Genomic DNA, 17,109 nt, shown 5'->3' on the forward strand with positions numbered 1-17,109 from the left:
AACCTATTCCATGGTTACAGCTAACCGTTTTTGGTCGCAAATCTTCGGAATTGCTTTCTCCAACAAACGTTGGTTGCACTTCTTCATGCTGTTCGTACCCGTCACAGGCTTGTGGATGAGCTCCATCGGTATCGTCGGTTTAGCATTAAACCTGCGTGCTTATGACTTCGTATCACAAGAATTGCGCGCTGCTGAAGATCCTGAGTTTGAAACTTTCTACACTAAGAACATTCTGCTTAACGAAGGCATTCGTGCTTGGATGGCTCCGACCGACCAACCCCACGAAAACTTCATCTTCCCTGAAGAAGTTCTACCTCGCGGTAACGCTCTCTAATCAGTGCGAAGTATCAAAAATTGCAACATTTTGAAAGGGTAAGATAAATTAGTTTAGGCTTTACCCTCAATGTTTAAAAAGCTCCTGCCGTTCGGTAGGAGCTTTTTTGATTTCAGTATTTCGATCGCACATTTCCTCCTTTATACCCGCCCAACAGAAAAAGCAATCTGCTCAAAAGCTCGTTAGCGAAGTCCTCGAAGAGGATCGTCCGCTGATTGCTGTAGAGATCGATACAATATTTGGTGCACATCTTGCGAAAATATTAATTTGCATCCCCCCACTTCTAATTCCTTGTGTTATTCTAATAATTGTGACTGCTGAAATGATACTCAGAACGCAGGTTCTTTCGGTTACGCTGGCAAAAGCTAGCGCACAAATCCTCACACCAAATCTTGTATTTGGGTGAGGTGCGTTCACAGATAAAGCCATTTAGCTAATCCTGGAGGTGATGCCCATGATAGAAAGTAGTAAATGCATGGGTCATCAGATTGGAAACTACCGGCTGTGCGCCGGGGCCGCTCACTAGCAGTCAGCCGTCGTTTCCAACTGGAAACGAATTCCATCGGGAACCAGGCTCAGCTAGGGATTCTCCCGGCAGTCAGGTTCTAATCTGAAGACCCGCTAGACCGCTCTCACCTCAAATAGTGTTAAATCTTAAGTATTAAAACTTGAGCCTCAACACTATTGGTGAGAGCGGATAGTTTTTGGTCGGATTTTTTATAGGTGTGTTAATCTCCCAAAAAGCTCATCGCAAAATAAAAAAAATTATGGCAGATTTACTTAGCGATACTGAAATTCAAGAACGCGCCAGTCAATTATCGGGCTGGACGGTGGAAGGTAAGCAACTGCGGTGTACCCGTTTATTTAAAGATTTTATCGGCGCGATCGCCTTTGTGAATAAGTTGGTCGCCCCCTCAGAAGCGGCAGGACATCACCCCGACATAGAAATCTCCTATAACAAAGTAACAGTTAACTTGACAACTCACGATGCCGGAGGCTTAACTGAGAAAGACATGGCGCTAGCCCAAGAGATTTCTGCGCTAAATTAGCTAGTTCGGCCCGAATCCCCACCCCATATTGTTTACAGATTGGGGTGGGATGAAACCCAAGTTGATTGAGGTGGGATGGTTGACCAATCCCGTAGGGCTCGGAAGCCATCACCGCCGAAATCGACAATCTTTGATATCATTGAACCACAGTGGGGCCCGACGTGTTCCTCACTATAAAACGCCGTAGAGAGAAACAGTTTGGAGTATCTCGAAGGAAGATCTAGATATCCTTTACAGGACTCAGATGCCCAAACTATATTGCTTGCAATTAGTGTGGGAGCGTCACAAGAGTTCTCATTTTCCTAGCCGCCACTGCATCTAGCGACAGTCCCAACAGCAGAAAGCCCGCTCAAAAGAAAATATCGACTCTGGGTTAAAATCGGGTGTGAGAAAGTCGAGATGCAACAAGTCCAATGTATTAAAGGCTATTCGCCATCCTCCGACCATGATCGTATTTGAAAGGCCAGAGTTCTTGAACGAATCTGCTCAAAGAACAGAGCTAATAGAAAAGCTTTTGGATATTGGCGCGGCGCTCTCTAGCGCCCCCGATTTGGGCGGCTTGTTAAACTTGATTTTATCCAAAAGCCGGGAAATCACCTACAGCGATGCGGGCAGCGTTTACTTAGTAGATCACAGCGACGAAAAATCTAAGTTGCTGTTCAAGGTAGCCCAAAACGGTTCTAAACCCAGACTGTCGTTTAAGGAGTTTGCCCTGCCGCTGACAGACAAAAGCTTGGCAGGATACGTGGCAATTACAGGTCAAAGTTTGAACCTGTCTGATGCCTATGACTTGCCCCCCGACGTACCCTACCAACTAGATACGAGTTTTGACAGGGATATTAATTACCGTACTTGCTCGGTAATGGTGTTGCCGATGCAAAACCGACAGGGCGAGACAATAGGGGTACTGCAACTGATCAACCGCAAAACAAAGCCAGATGAGGTGCTAACGGCAGAGAATGCCTGGGAATCAACGCAGCAGTATTCCGAGTGGGAAGAAAGGATAGTTCGATCGCTCGCTTCTCAAGCAGCAATCTCGATCGAACGCAATCAACTCCAAGAAAGCATAGAACACTTGTTCGAGGGCTTCGTCAAAGCAAGCGTGCAAGTCATAGAAGCTCGAGATCCATGTACCTTCGGCCATTCAGAACGAGTCGCAGCCCTGACAGTACGCCTGTCAGAAGAAGTAAACGCCGTCAGCAGTGGATGGCTTCGTTCTATTTACTTTAACAACCGTCAAATTCAAGAAATTCGCTACGCCGCCCTGCTGCACGATTTTGGCAAAATCGGAGTACCAGAAGCAGTTTTGACCAAGCAGAAAAAGCTCTACCCCTCACAGCTAGAAATCATTCGCCACCGTTTCGCCCTAGCTCAGCGGACGCTGGAAATGGAATGCGTCCAGTCTAAATATAAATATTTGCTAGAGCATTCAGCTTACCGAAAACACCCAGACTCTGGCCCCGAGTGCGCTAAGTGCCAGGAAATAGAACAGCTAGACACGTCGCTAGCAGAGGCAAAAACCAGATTGGCAGAATATTGGGAAGTCCTGCTAGAGGCCAACGAACCTCACATTTTGGCAGAAGAACCCCTAGCTCAACTGCTAGAACTTTCTCGGCAAACTTACAGAGATATAGACGGGGCAATTAAACCCCTGCTGAGTCCAGACGAAATCGTGCAATTGATGGTGTCGAGGGGCAACCTGACGCCGGCAGAACGATCGGCGATCGAATCCCACGTAACTCACACTTACGAATTTCTCAGCCAAATTCCGTGGACAAAGGATCTAAAAAATGTTCCCCAAATAGCCTACGGACACCATGAAAAACTCGACGGGACAGGCTATCCGCGAGGTTTAACACAGACAGAAATCCCCATTCAAGCGCAATTAATGACGATCGCCGATATTTATGACGCCCTAACAGCGGGCGATCGCCCCTACAAACGAGCTTTGCGAACAGATGCAGCAATGAAAATTTTGCGGCAAGAAGCAGCTCACAACAAAATCAACGCCGATTTATTGGAACTATTCGACCGTCGCCGAGTCTTTAGCGTCCTAGGACACGGTTTGGATGCAAAAGTCGAATCAGCCTAGACGATTCGGACGTGCTGTGCTAAAAAGTAAATAGGCTATCGAGCGCCTAATGTGTCAGTAGTCCAATCAATCCAAAGTCCAAGTATGGCAAGGTTTTGAGGCCGTTGAGTACGTAGTAAAAAACACGTATCCGACAGCAGCCGATCGCATCCATACACTCAGTTAGTTCCCAAGAATCAAAAGAAAAAGTGAATTTTAGGTGTCTTTTTAAAGTATGCTGGTTTAGCAACTACTGACCACATAGAAGACTCGAAAAGTTTCTCTGTAATCGGTGTGAGGATGAGAGTGAATATGTCGAAATTTTTGTGGAGTTACCTACTAATCAGCCCAGCAGTCTTAGGAGCTACCCTAGTAGTTTCTTCGAGCGCGATGGCAGCAGACGCTCAGCAAGCTGCTGATGCGCTCAAGCCTCAAGCTGCCCAAGCTGAAACAGGCCAAACCTCCGAAGCCAAAGTTAATGCTTTAGCGGCTGTTGACGAAACTACCGCAGCACTAAAGCCAGTCGAAGAAATTGCCCAAGGAACAGGCAGCGAAACCAAGCCAGCGATTGCAGATGCCAGCCCTGCTGCAACGGGCAGCGCGATCGCCTCCGCCACTACAGACCCCGCAGCAACAAATCTTGAAGCTGCATCACAACCTGTAACTGAATCTTTAGCAGCAGTTGAGCCAACAGTCGCTCAACCAGTAGAAAATTCAGCGGCAGCCAAACTAGAAAATCCAGCCCCAGCAGCTACCGCTGTCAAGGAGCAAATCAGTGCAGTTCAATTAGAAACTACTGCCCCGGCAGTGGCAGAGCAGGCACAACAAAATTTGCCCTCTCCGGCCCAATCTCTAGCCCAAACTGTCGCACCACAAGCTCAAAACCCAGCCGCCACATTAGAACAGGTCAACGAGTACAGCAGCGAAGGTTCTGGCGGGGAAACTCAGGCTCAAGTAACCTCAGTATCTCAACTTTCCGACGTGCGGCCCACAGACTGGGCATTCCAAGCACTGCAATCCCTAGTCGAGCGCTACGGCTGTATTGCCGGGTATCCAGACGGCACATTCCGCGGCAACCGGGCAATGACCCGCTACGAATTCGCCGCCGGTTTAAACGCTTGCTTAGACAAAGTTAACGAGCTAATTAAAGCAGGTACAACCAACTTAGCGACCAAAGACGACTTGGCAGCCCTCCAACGGCTCCAGGAAGAATTTGCAGCAGAACTGGCAACCTTGCGCGGCCGCGTCGATGCTCTGGAAGCTCGGACATCCGAACTCGAAGCTAACCAATTTTCAACTACTACCAAACTGACTGGGGAAGCAATTTTTGCCCTCAGCGACGACTTTGGTGGCAATGATGGCTTGTTTGGCAGAGACAACAGAAGAGTCGGTACGGGTAACAACGAAGCCGTCTTCCAACAGCGGGTACGTCTCAACTTAAATACGAGCTTCACCGGCAGAGACTTGTTGCTCACCAGACTGGATGTGGGCAACGGTCAAAACTTTAACCTCGGGGCGACGAGCGAAGGTACTCAAACCTGGAACGTAGTCGGCCGCACAGACAACGTTTTTCACTTGGGCAGCTTGCTTTACAAGTTCCCCGCTAGCAATCGGTTGAACGTTACCATTGAAGCCGCTAACGGTGTTTGGAACGATTTCATTCCTACCGTCAACCCTTACTTTGAAGACTTTGACGGCGGTAATGGCTCTCTCAGCGCGTTCGGTCAAAGCAACCCAATTTATCGCCTAGGTGGCGGTGCTGGTATCGGCTTCGATTACGCCTTCGGTGGCAGAGGCCTGCTGGGCGGCGTGTTCGGCCCAACTTCTCTGTCCTTCGGATATTTGGCGTCAAATCCAGCAAGTCCCACCAAAGGCGCAGGCTTGTTCAACGGTGACTACGCAGCGATGGGGCAGTTGACTTTTACCCCGGGACGCAACTTGCAAGTTGCTCTCACTTACAACCACGGTTACTTTACCAGAGGTAACTTCGGGTTTGACAACGGTTTGGGGAACGGCCCAGGCAAACTCGGCGGTTTCACCGGCACGGGCGTGGCTAATTCCATCAATGGTTTGAGCGAAGGCTTTAGCGGCTTCCGCGCTCGCAAAGTTGTCAGCAACTCCTACGGTGCTGAGGCTTCGTTCCGACTCAGCCCGAGATTTATCATTGGGGGCTGGGCTGGTTTAACCAATGCTCGTATTCTCGGCCTCGGCGATGCGAGAATTTGGAACTACGCAGCCACTTTGGCTTTGCCCGATTTAGGGAAAGAAGGCAACTTGCTGGGCTTTGTGGTAGGTCGTGAGCCTTACTTGGATAAACTTGAGGCTCCTGGCAATTTGCGGAACTTCAACAACGATACTTCGTGGCACTTTGAAGGCTTCTACAAGTTCAAGCTCTCGGATAACATTGCTGTGACTCCGGGCGTCATTTGGATTACCAACCCAAATCAAAATAGCAATAATGACGACATCATTATTGGTACTCTGAGAACTACTTTCACGTTCTAAGAGCGACTTAGAGCAGGGCGGGTCGTACCGTCTCTGCTGGCAACTTGAGGTCAAATTTAGCCCTGCTTCCGGCAGGGCTTTTTTGTGGGCTGGACGAATTCAGTGTCGGCATTTTTTATGAAAGTCTATTAAGTTCGGTGGAAAACCGGAGTATAATAAGAAATTAGGATTTATAATTTTTAACTCAACATTGAGAAGAATTTTAACGTCTGACTTCGGAGTTGAGAATTCTGGTAGTTGAAGCAATATGGTAGAACTCTCCTGTAAAAGCGAATACGCAATCTTAGCTTTGCTGGAACTGGCCGATTGCTACGATGAGGGCGAACCCCTCCAAATTCGCCAGATAGCTGCTCAGCAAAATATTCCCGATCGATATTTAGAACAGTTGCTCGCTACCATGAGACGGTGCGGGCTGATTCGCAGCCAGCGAGGAGCTAAGGGTGGTTATATCTTGGCGCGGGAACCGTGGAAAATTACACTCCTCGAAATTATCAACTGTCTCGAAGGCTCAGAGTTCGATCGCTCCGAAAAAGACTCGCCTGCTCAAACTGTAGAAAGTGCTGTGATTTGGGAAGTTTGGCAAGAAGCGCGATCGATCGCTAACTCAGTGTTGCAGAAATATACGCTACAAGATCTGTGCGAAAAACGCAATGGCAGACGGCAGCTCAATATTATGTATTACATCTAGTCAAGCCGAGGCCGGTCTAATTTTCAACTAAGCCAGCAGGAGTCCCGCGCTCTACCTGTACGAGCGGTGAGCGTCGGGAGGAATGCGCGTGAGTCAAGAGAGCCACCCCGAACCAAAACGATAGCTTTAGATGCCGGAGGGTAACGGGCGATCGACTCACTGTGCAAATTCTTTGGCTGCACCAGTTGCTTTCTCCGGCTTCACGAGATACAATCTTCTTAAAATTTGTGAAAAGCAATGTCCCAAACGATCACCGCCAAGTTAAAGCTAAATCTGAACGCCGAGCAAAAAGCTCTGGTAGCTCAGACTGCTTTGGCTTACCGTGACGCTTTGAACTATACCTCGCAAGTTGCTTTTGATGCGGGTAAAACCAGCAATGGCCTGAAATTGCAGAAGGCTGTCTATAACGAATTGCGAGTTCGTTTTGGACTCGGCGCTCAGATGGCTTGCAACGTACCCAGGCAGGTGTCGGCAACTTATAAAACTCTCTGGACTAAGGTCAAACAATCTAACGATGCTATTGTCAAAGGGTACACCAAGAAACGATACAAAGGATTGGATAAAGTTCCTAAGTATGTGTCTCGAACCTGCACATTGAACTATCAGCGCGACTACTCGTTTAAAACCGAGCAACGAGTAAGCATTATCACTCTAGCTGGTAGAATAGTAGTGACCTATGACGGGTACAACAAGCATTTAGATTTGATTGCCTGCGGCTCTAAGGTTGGAGCAGCAAAGATTGTTTATCAGCGCTCTTCTAAAGCTTACTACTTGATGGTGAGTATTGAAGTAAAAACGCCTGAAGTTGACCCACTGAAAATAACCAGAGTTTCTGGCGTTGATGTGGGGATGCGCTACTTGGCTGTAGAAACAGACTTGCAAAATAAGTCTAAGTTCTATTCGGGGAAAGCAGCCAGATATAAAGCCAATCGCTATCACAAGGCCAGACAAAATCTTCAGCGGAAAGACACTCGTTCGGCCAAGCGCAAATTAATTGCTTTGTCGGGAAGAGAGAGACGGTTTATCGCTGACGTAAACCACCAAATCAGCAAAGAAATTGCCAAACCCAATAGCTTAATTGGATTGGAAAACTTGACCGGAATCCGGTCAAGAACGAAATCTAAGTCTGGCAAGAAGGCGAGCAAGAAACAGCGTCAAGCCAATCGGAATAAAGCTAAGTGGTCTTTTGCCGAATTGCACAGTTATATTGACTACAAAGCCAATCTAAATGGTTCTCTAGCCACTAAAGTTCCGGCGCATTACACTTCACAAAGTTGTCCAAAATGCGGGCATACTTCGGCAGACAATAGACCGAAGAAAGGATTGTTGTTTCGCTGTGAATGTTGCGGGAATGAGCTTCATGCTGATTTGGTAGGTGCGCGAAATATTACCATGAGAACGTTGCTTGTCCGGCAAGACTGGACGAGTACGGGGAGCTTGTCAGCATCCCCTGATGTGTCGGGCCGTGAAACTAAAGCTGAGATTCTGCAAAGATTCTCGGAATTGCGGTGGAGCTCAGATACAAGCCCACATCTCGTGCGGTAGCCCGCTTGATGCTGGGTAGTTGACAATCCTGTTTTTTCAAACAATCAGTGCGGTAGGCGAGAGAGCTAGCCCTAAAAGTTAAATCTCAATACGCAATAGCTTAATATTGCCAACTAAGAATTAACATTTACTTTCAACAACAACCAGACAAAGATTATGCGTATTGCTGGCAACATTACAGAATTGGTGGGGCACACACCCCTGGTGCAACTCAACCGCATTCCCCAAGCCGAAGGCTGCTTGGCTCGGATTGTAGTCAAACTCGAAGGCATGAATCCGGCAGCATCAGTAAAAGACCGGATTGGTGTCAATATGGTCAATCAAGCCGAGGCAGAAGGGCTGATAACTCCAGGCAAAACGGTTTTAGTAGAACCGACATCTGGCAATACCGGAATTGCTCTGGCAATGGTGGCGGCGGCAAAGGGCTACCAGTTGATTTTGACGATGCCGGATACGATGAGCACGGAACGTCGATCGATGTTACGAGCTTACGGAGCTCAATTAGAATTGACTCCCGGCATTGAAGGCATGAGCGGCTGTATTCGGCGCGCTCAAGAGATTGTAGACAAAACTCCGAATGCGTATATGTTGCAGCAGTTTCGGAATCCAGCCAACCCGGACATTCACCGTTCGACAACGGCTGAGGAAATTTGGGCAGATACCGACGGCGAGGTGGATTTCCTGATTTCTGGAGTCGGCACTGGCGGCACGATTACCGGTGTTGCAGAGGTGATTAAGTCCCGGAAACCTGGATTTAAGGCGATCGCCGTTGAACCAGCCAACAGTCAGGTACTTTCCGGTGGAAAGCCCGGGCCTCACAAAATTCAAGGTATCGGTGCTGGTTTTGTGCCGCCGGTGCTGAATGTAAACGCGATCGACGAAGTGATAATTGTTACTGATGACGAGGCGATCGCCTACGGGCGCCGCTTAGCCAGAGAAGAAGGACTTTTGTCTGGTATTTCCAGCGGTGCGGCACTGTGTGCAGCTTTGAAAGTCGGCAAGCGTCCTGAAAATGCAGGTAAATTGATTGTGATGATTCAGCCTAGCTTCGGCGAGCGCTATCTCAGCACTCCCTTGTTCCAAGATCCAGAACTCAATCTGGCGGTGGCTGTCAACTAGGCAAACTGCGGTTGAAAATCGCAGAAATTGAGAGCGGGGCGTTAGAAAATACGCCCTGCTTGCCTTTTTAGCTGCTATAATCCAAGACCTAAAAAGTCACGCCTTTTAGAGAATCTACACTTGAGAAAGGATAAAGCCGCGCTGCTGCATTAAAAGCTGTATCGGGAAAATCGCTAAACACACCGTCTACACCTAAGCGGTAAAATTGTTCGTACTCCAAAGCAGGATTGCCGCCATACTCTGAAGCCACATAAGTAGGAGATTCATTGCGGAAAGTGTAAGAATGAACTAATAACCCAGCCTGGTGAGCATCGGTGATTAAAGTATTAGCTGGCTGTAATTTCTTATCAGTACCTTCGACAACTATTGTTCGTTTCCAAGGCCCTATGCCGTCAGCATAGGTTTTGATTTCTGCCAACCCTTGGGGTGTCATTAAATCGCGGTAAGTGCGGCGATCGCCACTCACTACAAAATCATAAGGTTTTTCTCCAAAGTCATCCATTAACTGTACCAGTGGCAACTCTGTCAAGCGATTTAACTCTTTGAGATTGCCCACTTCAAAGGATTGGATAAACACCGGATCTGTACGTTTGGTATATCCATTAGCAGACAGCACTTGCACTAATCGCTGCTCTAAAGGCAAATTAACTGACTTAAAATAAGTCGGGTGTTTTGTCTCTGGATAAATTCCAATTGTCCGCCCTTTTTCGGTACTTTTACGCTTAGCTAGATCGATTACTTCTTGAAGTGTTGGCACCTGAAATTGACCGTCAAATGCCGTGCCACGCAACTCTGGCAAGCGTTCCCGCGCCCGCAAGCTTTTGATTTCGGCTAAGGTCAAATCTTCGGTAAACCAACCTTCGGTTTCTTGACCGTCAATTGTCTTTTTGCGTTTGCGATCGGCAAATTCCGGTCGCTTGGCAATATCAGTCGTCCCCGAAATTTCATTTTCGTGGCGGGCGATTAACACTCCATCTTTAGTGGCAACTAAATCTGGTTCAATGAAATCTGCACCCATCTCGATCGCCAATTCGTAGGCAGCTAGGGTATGTTCGGGGCGGTAGCCACTTGCGCCGCGATGTCCGATAATTAAAGGACGGCGGGGCAGTTCAACAAAATTGTTTGCGTTAATAGTTTGTACTCCATTTAGTGTTGCCAACAAAGTGCCGTCTCGGAGGCTAATTGTGGTGTTTATCCCGGTGCTAGCAATCAACAAATCTGAGAATTGTAGTTGATTTTCCAAAGTTAAGCGATCGCCCGTTCCAAAATCAGTAATAATATCAGCACCCTGAGTGCGGCGCAACAAAAACGTATCATTTCCGACACCGCCCGTGAGAGTATCTAAACCTTTATCTCCGCTGAGAAAATCGTTGCCATCTCCCCCTAGCAAGATATCATTACCTTGACCGCCAATTAAGGTGTCATTTCCGCCCGCACCAGACAGTGAATCATTACCAGAATTTCCATTAATTTGGTCTGAATCAACACTTCCCACAATATTGTCGTTACCGCCCAGCGCCGAAATTCCGCCCAGTATTCCCTTGAGTAAGCCAGGGGTAATTGTGAAATTGTCATTGCTATTTGTCAGCAAAAAAGAATCAGATTGTACCGCTGAAGCTGTGCGAACAGCTAAATTTTGAATTTCCTTGTCTTCAGATGGATGCCGATCGGTATCTTTGAGGTTGCTGTCGATCGCTGGAACTCCACCGTCAAGGTTGGAAGCATGGATAATTTGCTGTTTAAGTGCCATGATTTTGATTTCCCTGATTGACTCAAAGATAATTACTTTGACTTTTGGTTAAGGTCAATCAAAAACTATCACGGCAAGATTAAGTAATTACTATCAATTGCTTAATTTTTAGTTATGCAACGGCAAAAACACGATCGGGCGGTTTTCAACTAGCTTGAGGTACTCACCCGCAGCAACACGCAATTAGGCAACGGATGAGTGTAAACGAGTAGAAGGATGTAATATAGCAACCGCATTGACGCTTAATAAATAGTAATAGCCACCTAGTGCTGTTGTGGCGGTATTTCTCCTCATCGGATGAGATGATAGCAGCGATCGCCCTACAAGAACTTTTCCTAACTCATTTACCGACTGCTATAATTTAAAAACTGAGGTTTTTAAGTTAGACTTGACATTGTTTTACATCAAGTAAATAGCTATAACTTTAGCAAATAATGATATTTTTGTCAAGCACTTTTTCGCAGATTATCCAGATTTCAAGGAAATAATAGCGTGTCTTCCGTTACCAATCACTACAAAACCCTAAAAATTAGCCCAACAGCAACCCAAGCCGAGATTAAACAAGCATACCGCCGTTTAGTCAAAATATTTCATCCAGACAGCCAGAGTTCAACAGCCGGTCACGAAGAGATTGTTCGCCTCAATGCAGCCTATGAAATATTAGGAGATGCCCAGCAAAGACAATCTTACGATCGCCAAATCTCCCAGCCCAGCGAAGAGCAATCACCCTACGCACCAAACGTCACCCGCCAGCGACAACAAGCAGCGCGGGACGCCGACGAACACATGGAACAGTGGCTGATTAAAGTATACAAACCAGTCAATCGAATACTCAACAACATCTTGAAGCCGCTGAAAAAGGAAATAAACGAATTGTCAGCAGATCCGTTCGATGATGAACTGATCGAAAAGTTTCAAGCTTATATCGAAACCTGTCGCGATTTTCTTTCAAAAGCTAATGACTTTCTGAGGGTGATGCCCAATCCATCTAATGTAGCCGGAGTTGCGGCCCATCTTTACTACTGCATCAATCAAGTGGGAGATGGCATAGAAGAATTGCATTTATTTACCCTCAATTATGACGATCGCCATTTGCACACAGGTCAAGAACTGTTTAGAATTGCTGCTAGACTGCGGCGGGAAGCACAGGAGGAATTGAAAATTAGAAGTTAGTGAAGAAGCTATTGGTTATTGGTTATTGGTTATTGGTTATTGGTTATTGGTTATTGGTTATTGGTTATTGGTTATTGGTTATTGGTTATTGGTTATTGGGTATTGGTTATCAATAACAAATAACTTCTAACTCATTCCCAATTCCCAATTCCCAATTCCCAATTCCCAATTCCCAATTCCTAAGGACAACTGTCAACTGTCAACTTTCAACTGTCAAATTCCAAAAAGAACTTGAATTCGCTTCCGGATTTTAATAAAAGGAGTTTGTTCCAGAGAGTCGCCCTCTAACAATCCCAAATCTCTCAAAGCTTGCTGGCGTTCAGACAATTTTTGAGCAATCTGATCCGCCAAATTCGGTTGTTCTGTTAAAAGTTTTTGCAAGTCGTGGCGTTCCACCACAAACAAAATTGCATCTTCGCTAGTTTTAACAGTCGCCGTTCTCGGAGTTCCCAACAGCAAAGAGATTTCCCCAAAAAACTCGCCCTCGTGAAGCGTCGCAATATACTGATCGGCTTTTTGAGAAAGAACTTCTACAGAACCAGAAAGAATAATATAAAAAGAGTCGCCAGGGTCATTTTCATTGCAGACAATCTGTCCTGTTGGAAAAAGTTGTCGGTAGCCGTATTCAATTAACTGCCGCAGTTCTACATCTGTACACTGTTCAAAATAAGTTACTCGCCGCAACAAATCTCGTAGCGTCCAATTATTAGGGGATTTAACCCCTTGCTTTTTAGGCTCGGAAACGGTGGAATTAGATTTGAGTTCGGCTGAATGTTTGGCATTCTGGGGGTAAACTTGACCGTTTGAATTATCGTCTTTGTGATTATTGTGAAAATGTTTGGTTAACTCTTGCGGGTTCCGCAGCCACAAATCCCGCTGGGGAAATGGAATTTCGATATTGCGGTGGCGCAATTCATAATCTATTAAAAAGTTGACCGCACTTTTAATTTCATCGCTTTTCTGTGGCTGGTCAATCCAAATTAACAGTTCAAAATCTAAAGCGTTATCTCCAAACCCGCGAAACCAAACTTTCGGAGAAGGATGTGATAAGATATTCGATTCCAGTCTCGCAGCGACTAACAGTGCTTCTGTAACTAATACTGGGTCAGTTCCATAGGCAACGCCGACGGGGATGTGGACGCGGCATCTGGGGTCTCTATAACTCCAGTTAATAATGTTGGTTTCGACAAACTTGATGTTTGGTATGATTACAAATAGTCCGTCGATTGTTTTGATAATTGTGGAACGGATGGAAATATTTTCAACTGTTCCTAATAAATGGTCAATCTCAATAAAGTCTCCGACTCGAATTTGCTGCTCAAATAGTAGAGTCAAACCGCTGATAAAGTTGCTGGCGAGATTTTGCAAGCCGAAGCCGAAACCAATGCCGACGACGCCAGCTAAGACTGTCAGAGAGGTGAGGTTGAGCCCTGCACCTTGCATGACGAATATACAGCCAAGGGTTGCTAAGATGTAGCTGATGATGGTGGAAATTGCTTCTCGACTGCCACGATCCAATCCCATCTTAACTAGCAGGCTGCGTTTGATTCCTTCACTGATGAGACGAGCTATAACGAAGGCTAATATAGCTAATATTATCAGTTTGACGATCGCACTAATGGACAGATGAGTGTCCCCGATATAAAATAGCGGAGTTGCGATCGCACCATACAAATTTTCAAAAAAGCGATCGGCTTGTTCGGTAATCCAATTCATTAAGATTTGGTAATGAGTAATTGGTGATGGATGATTAGTTTTGCTGGCAACTGAACCGCAAACTCCTGACTGTGGCAGAGTTTATGCGAAAAACCCGAAGTGTAGAGTGCGCTGTGTTGCAAAAAGGTTGTCAAGCGCATCTACCCTGTAGGGAATCGCACTTTCTCAAAGATTCTTAACTGATGGAAAAGCAACTGAGAGCGAGAAACTGTTTTGTAGCGGTATTTTCTGCCCGCGATCTCTGTGTTGCCGTCCAAAATAAGCCCAGTGCCTGGTGAGGCCACTTGTTGCCAATATCTCGAAAATTGGTAGAAATTCATTCGCAGCACCCTAAAATTATCGAAAATTTCCAGCAAAAATTAGTTTATCCTTAAGAAGTAAGTCCTTTACAGAACTTCACAAGCTTACCCTACTTGACTTTTATGCAGTGCATCATCAATCGTCGGGCCCAGTTTTCGGCGAGTCACCGGTACTGGCTGCCGGAGTTGAGCGAAGCCGAAAACTTTGAGCGGTTTGGCCCAACTGCCCGCGCACCGGGACACGGACACAATTACGTTCTTTACGTTTCCATGATAGGAGAACTCGACGAGTACGGCATGGTGCTCAACCTGTCTGATGTCAAACACGTCATCAAGCGGGAAGTTACCAAGGATCTCGATTTTTCCTACCTTAACGAAGCGTGGCCGGAATTTGGGCAGACTCTGCCAACTACCGAAAACATAGCACGGCAAATTTGGCTGCGACTAGCTCCTCATTTGCCTGTGAGCAAAATTCAATTGTTTGAACACCCGGAACTTTGGGCTGAATATTTAGGAAACGGCATGGAAGCTTATCTAACTCTGTCCACTCATTTTAGCGCCGCCCATCGGTTGGCTCGTCCCGATTTGAGTTTTGAAGAAAACTCGGAAATTTATGGCAAATGTGCTCGTCCTCACGGTCACGGTCACAACTATCATTTAGAGGTGACTGTTAAAGGGGAAATCGATGCGCGGAGTGGGATGATTTGTGATTTGGGAGCTTTGCAAAAAGCTGTTGATGATTATGTTGTTGAACCTTTCGATCACACTTTTTTAAATAAGGATATTGCTTATTTTGAGAAGGTTGTGCCGACGGCGGAAAATATTGCGGTTCGGATCGGGCAATTGTTGCGATCGCCCATACGGGAATTGGGCGCAGAGTTGCACAAGATTAAACTGATTGAAAGTCCGAACAATAGCTGCGAAATTTACGGGGCTGATTTGGATGTAGCGGCGGATTTTAGTCAGCAGCGGGAAACTATTTTAGCGCCGGTTTAAAGCTGAATATCTGCTGGTAGATTCACCAGTTTTCTCTGTACATCCGACTGTGCGACAGTCCGAGAGTCCGACAGGGGGTTTAAAACCCCTGTCTCATAGCTAAAGTCCTCTGAAAAAGGACTAAAATCAATCATCTTTTACTTCAGAAGTTGGCTCATTTTTAGCCAGTTTTTTGAGAAGATTATACTTTTGTTAGAACTTCAGCTCGATCGCCTGGAGCATCATTAAAGATTGCGCCTCGTTTAATCATGTCTTGCTTCATCGATTCAGAAATGCCAAAGTTCGCTCTGAATCGGGCTTTCTCAACCTTAGTCTTACTCAGGTCGGCACCACTCAGCTTGGCACCAATCAGGTTGGCACCACTCAGGTTGGCACCACTCAGGTTGGCATCCATCAGGTTGGCACCAATCAGGTAGGCACCACTCAGGTCGGCACCACTCAGGTCGGCACCACTCAGGTGGGCACGAGTCAGGTCGGCATCTCTCAGGTCGGCATCTCTCAGGTCGGCATCTCTCAGGTCGGCATCTCTCAGGTGGGCACCAATCAGGTCGGCACCACTCAGGTCGGCACCAATCAGGTCGGCTCTTCTCAGGTTGACACCACTCAAGTCGGCATCACTTAAGTCAATCCCACTCAAATTTTGACCTGTAATTCCCTGAGTAACAATCTCTCGTACTAGACACCACTTATCATCTAGTTCGTTACTTTCCTCATCCTCTGAGTTTTCACTCAAAATTTGAACATCTTCAACAGGAAAACCGCTTACTTCTTTTAATTCTCCTGATTTGATGCGAGATACAAGCCGATCGATATCCTCTTGAGAACCCTCTACAAATAACTTGATGCTGCCCTCTTTAATATCAATTATTTTGACGGTATCTCCCGAATATATGCGTAAAATTGATTCTAGAGCTTGAAAATTAACACCGGAATTTATCTCTCCTTTTAAAATAACAACAGCTTTAATTTCTTGATTATCTTTATCTATAACAGTCACTTGACGGCTAAGTGTTTGTGTTAACAACATTGGCTTCCCTCCTTCATTGATATCAGGGCTGTCGCAATTATTTATTATTTCTAGTTGTTGAGATGGTTTTTCTTCTGATAATCCAGCAATTTTCCTCCAATCTAATTTCAGTTCTTGACATATCTTCTTAAAAGAATCAAGCTGAATAGGCTGGCACTGAAAAAAATTGGTAACTGTACTGCGTCCTATATAGTGAGATTTTGCAAAGTTACTTATTGAATCAAATCCTAGCCTAATCAAAGCGTTTGCTGCTATCTCTACACCTTCTGAAGATGCGGTGATAGTTATTCTCTTCTTTTTTCTGATGCTTAAGTCATTCATAGTGTGGAGAGTGTTTTGATACGATCGCTTACAAAATCGAAACTAGAGCATAGGACAATCATAGAGCAATCACAAGATACCGACAACTCAATCATTGTGGAGTCAGGGTTTCAAGCATTTTGCTTCACACTAGAAGTATCAAGTTTAGGCACAACGAAATCTATGAATAACCAGCCAATCACCCACTCTGACTCCACCATAGAAATGATTATTGCCAAAGAACGATTGCGCCAAGCCCACCATAGTTTCAACTTGGCCCTTGTAACAACCACAGCCTCTGTCCTGATCAGTTTTGCGGGAGTTGGGCTTGTGCTTCTCGGCAAAGCCTCAGAGGGAACTATCACCGCAACTGGAGGTCTGGCATCAACTACCTATTGTCTGAAGCTGTCCAAAGATGCCAATGACAGACTTGATAAGGTTGCCGAGGATCTTAACGACGATAGATAGCGGGTCGATTGCAGATAATTAGAGTAATAGGATTTACGCAACAATCATCAGGATAGGGGGCAACCACGG

12 protein-coding genes and 1 pseudogene are annotated in these 17,109 nt (G+C 46.1%); 10 read left to right on the top strand and 3 right to left on the bottom strand.

The genetic code is table 11. The features are described 5' to 3' along the window. From QZ918_RS19735 to cysK, 7 genes and pseudogenes are all read left to right on the top strand, one after another. A pseudogene (locus QZ918_RS19735) lies at positions 1 to 334 on the top strand (photosystem II D2 protein (photosystem q(a) protein)); the annotation flags it as partial. Between the two features lie 767 nt (positions 335 to 1,101). Beyond that, positions 1,102 to 1,383, top strand: coding sequence for a 4a-hydroxytetrahydrobiopterin dehydratase (locus QZ918_RS19740; RefSeq protein ID WP_293337856.1), 282 nt, complete (start codon positions 1,102 to 1,104; stop codon positions 1,381 to 1,383). Between the two features lie 445 nt (positions 1,384 to 1,828). Continuing rightward, positions 1,829 to 3,475, top strand: a complete 1,647-nt coding sequence (locus QZ918_RS19745) for an HD domain-containing phosphohydrolase (RefSeq protein ID WP_293337857.1) — start codon at positions 1,829 to 1,831, stop codon at positions 3,473 to 3,475. A gap of 291 nt (positions 3,476 to 3,766) precedes the next feature. Further along, on the top strand, positions 3,767 to 5,959 hold the full coding sequence (locus QZ918_RS19750; RefSeq protein ID WP_293337858.1) for an iron uptake porin: 2,193 nt from the start codon (positions 3,767 to 3,769) through the stop codon (positions 5,957 to 5,959). Positions 5,960 to 6,206: 247 nt separating this feature from the next. Further along, positions 6,207 to 6,647 carry an RrF2 family transcriptional regulator gene (locus QZ918_RS19755; RefSeq protein WP_293157261.1) on the top strand — a complete coding sequence of 147 codons (441 nt, stop codon included), beginning with the start codon at positions 6,207 to 6,209 and terminating at the stop codon, positions 6,645 to 6,647. A gap of 237 nt (positions 6,648 to 6,884) precedes the next feature. Beyond that, on the top strand, positions 6,885 to 8,192 hold the full coding sequence (locus QZ918_RS19760) for an RNA-guided endonuclease InsQ/TnpB family protein (protein ID WP_293157264.1): 1,308 nt from the start codon (positions 6,885 to 6,887) through the stop codon (positions 8,190 to 8,192). 156 nt (positions 8,193 to 8,348) lie between these two features. After that, positions 8,349 to 9,311 (top strand): cysteine synthase A, encoded by a 963-nt coding sequence (cysK, locus tag QZ918_RS19765; protein ID WP_293337859.1) that lies wholly within the window; start codon positions 8,349 to 8,351, stop codon positions 9,309 to 9,311. A gap of 88 nt (positions 9,312 to 9,399) precedes the next feature. Here cysK and QZ918_RS19770 read toward each other — a convergent pair whose 3' ends face one another. Further along, the gene (locus QZ918_RS19770) at positions 9,400 to 11,061 is read right to left on the bottom strand and encodes a glycerophosphodiester phosphodiesterase family protein (RefSeq protein ID WP_293337860.1); all 1,662 of its coding nucleotides are present in this window, start codon (positions 11,059 to 11,061) and stop codon (positions 9,400 to 9,402) included. Between the two features lie 492 nt (positions 11,062 to 11,553). On the opposite strand from QZ918_RS19770, the gene QZ918_RS19775 reads away from it, so the two are divergent. Continuing rightward, positions 11,554 to 12,234: a J domain-containing protein gene (locus QZ918_RS19775; RefSeq protein WP_293157273.1), complete on the top strand. Its 681-nt coding sequence runs from the start codon at positions 11,554 to 11,556 to the stop codon at positions 12,232 to 12,234. A gap of 213 nt (positions 12,235 to 12,447) precedes the next feature. Here the strand turns inward: QZ918_RS19775 and QZ918_RS19780 are convergent, their stop codons facing one another. Beyond that, positions 12,448 to 13,950: a cyclic nucleotide-binding domain-containing protein gene (locus QZ918_RS19780; protein ID WP_293157276.1), complete on the bottom strand. Its 1,503-nt coding sequence runs from the start codon at positions 13,948 to 13,950 to the stop codon at positions 12,448 to 12,450. 422 nt (positions 13,951 to 14,372) lie between these two features. Here QZ918_RS19780 and QZ918_RS19785 point away from each other — a divergent pair, with 422 nt between their 5' ends. Then, a complete protein-coding gene (locus tag QZ918_RS19785; protein WP_293337861.1) occupies positions 14,373 to 15,245 on the top strand; it encodes a 6-pyruvoyl trahydropterin synthase family protein in 873 nt (290 codons plus the stop codon). A gap of 181 nt (positions 15,246 to 15,426) precedes the next feature. On the opposite strand, the gene QZ918_RS19790 is transcribed toward QZ918_RS19785, so the two are convergent. After that, complete coding sequence (locus tag QZ918_RS19790; RefSeq protein ID WP_293337862.1) at positions 15,427 to 16,593, bottom strand: pentapeptide repeat-containing protein; 1,167 nt, start codon at positions 16,591 to 16,593, stop codon at positions 15,427 to 15,429. Positions 16,594 to 16,755: 162 nt separating this feature from the next. On the opposite strand from QZ918_RS19790, the gene QZ918_RS19795 reads away from it, so the two are divergent. Then, entirely contained in the window at positions 16,756 to 17,040 is a 285-nt protein-coding gene (locus tag QZ918_RS19795; protein WP_293337863.1) for a TRADD-N-associated membrane domain-containing protein, read from the top strand. Positions 17,041 to 17,109: the final 69 nt, after the last annotated feature.

The organism is Microcoleus sp. CAWBG58 (assembly GCF_020883045.1).
In the GTDB taxonomy this organism is placed as follows: domain Bacteria; phylum Cyanobacteriota; class Cyanobacteriia; order Cyanobacteriales; family Microcoleaceae; genus Microcoleus.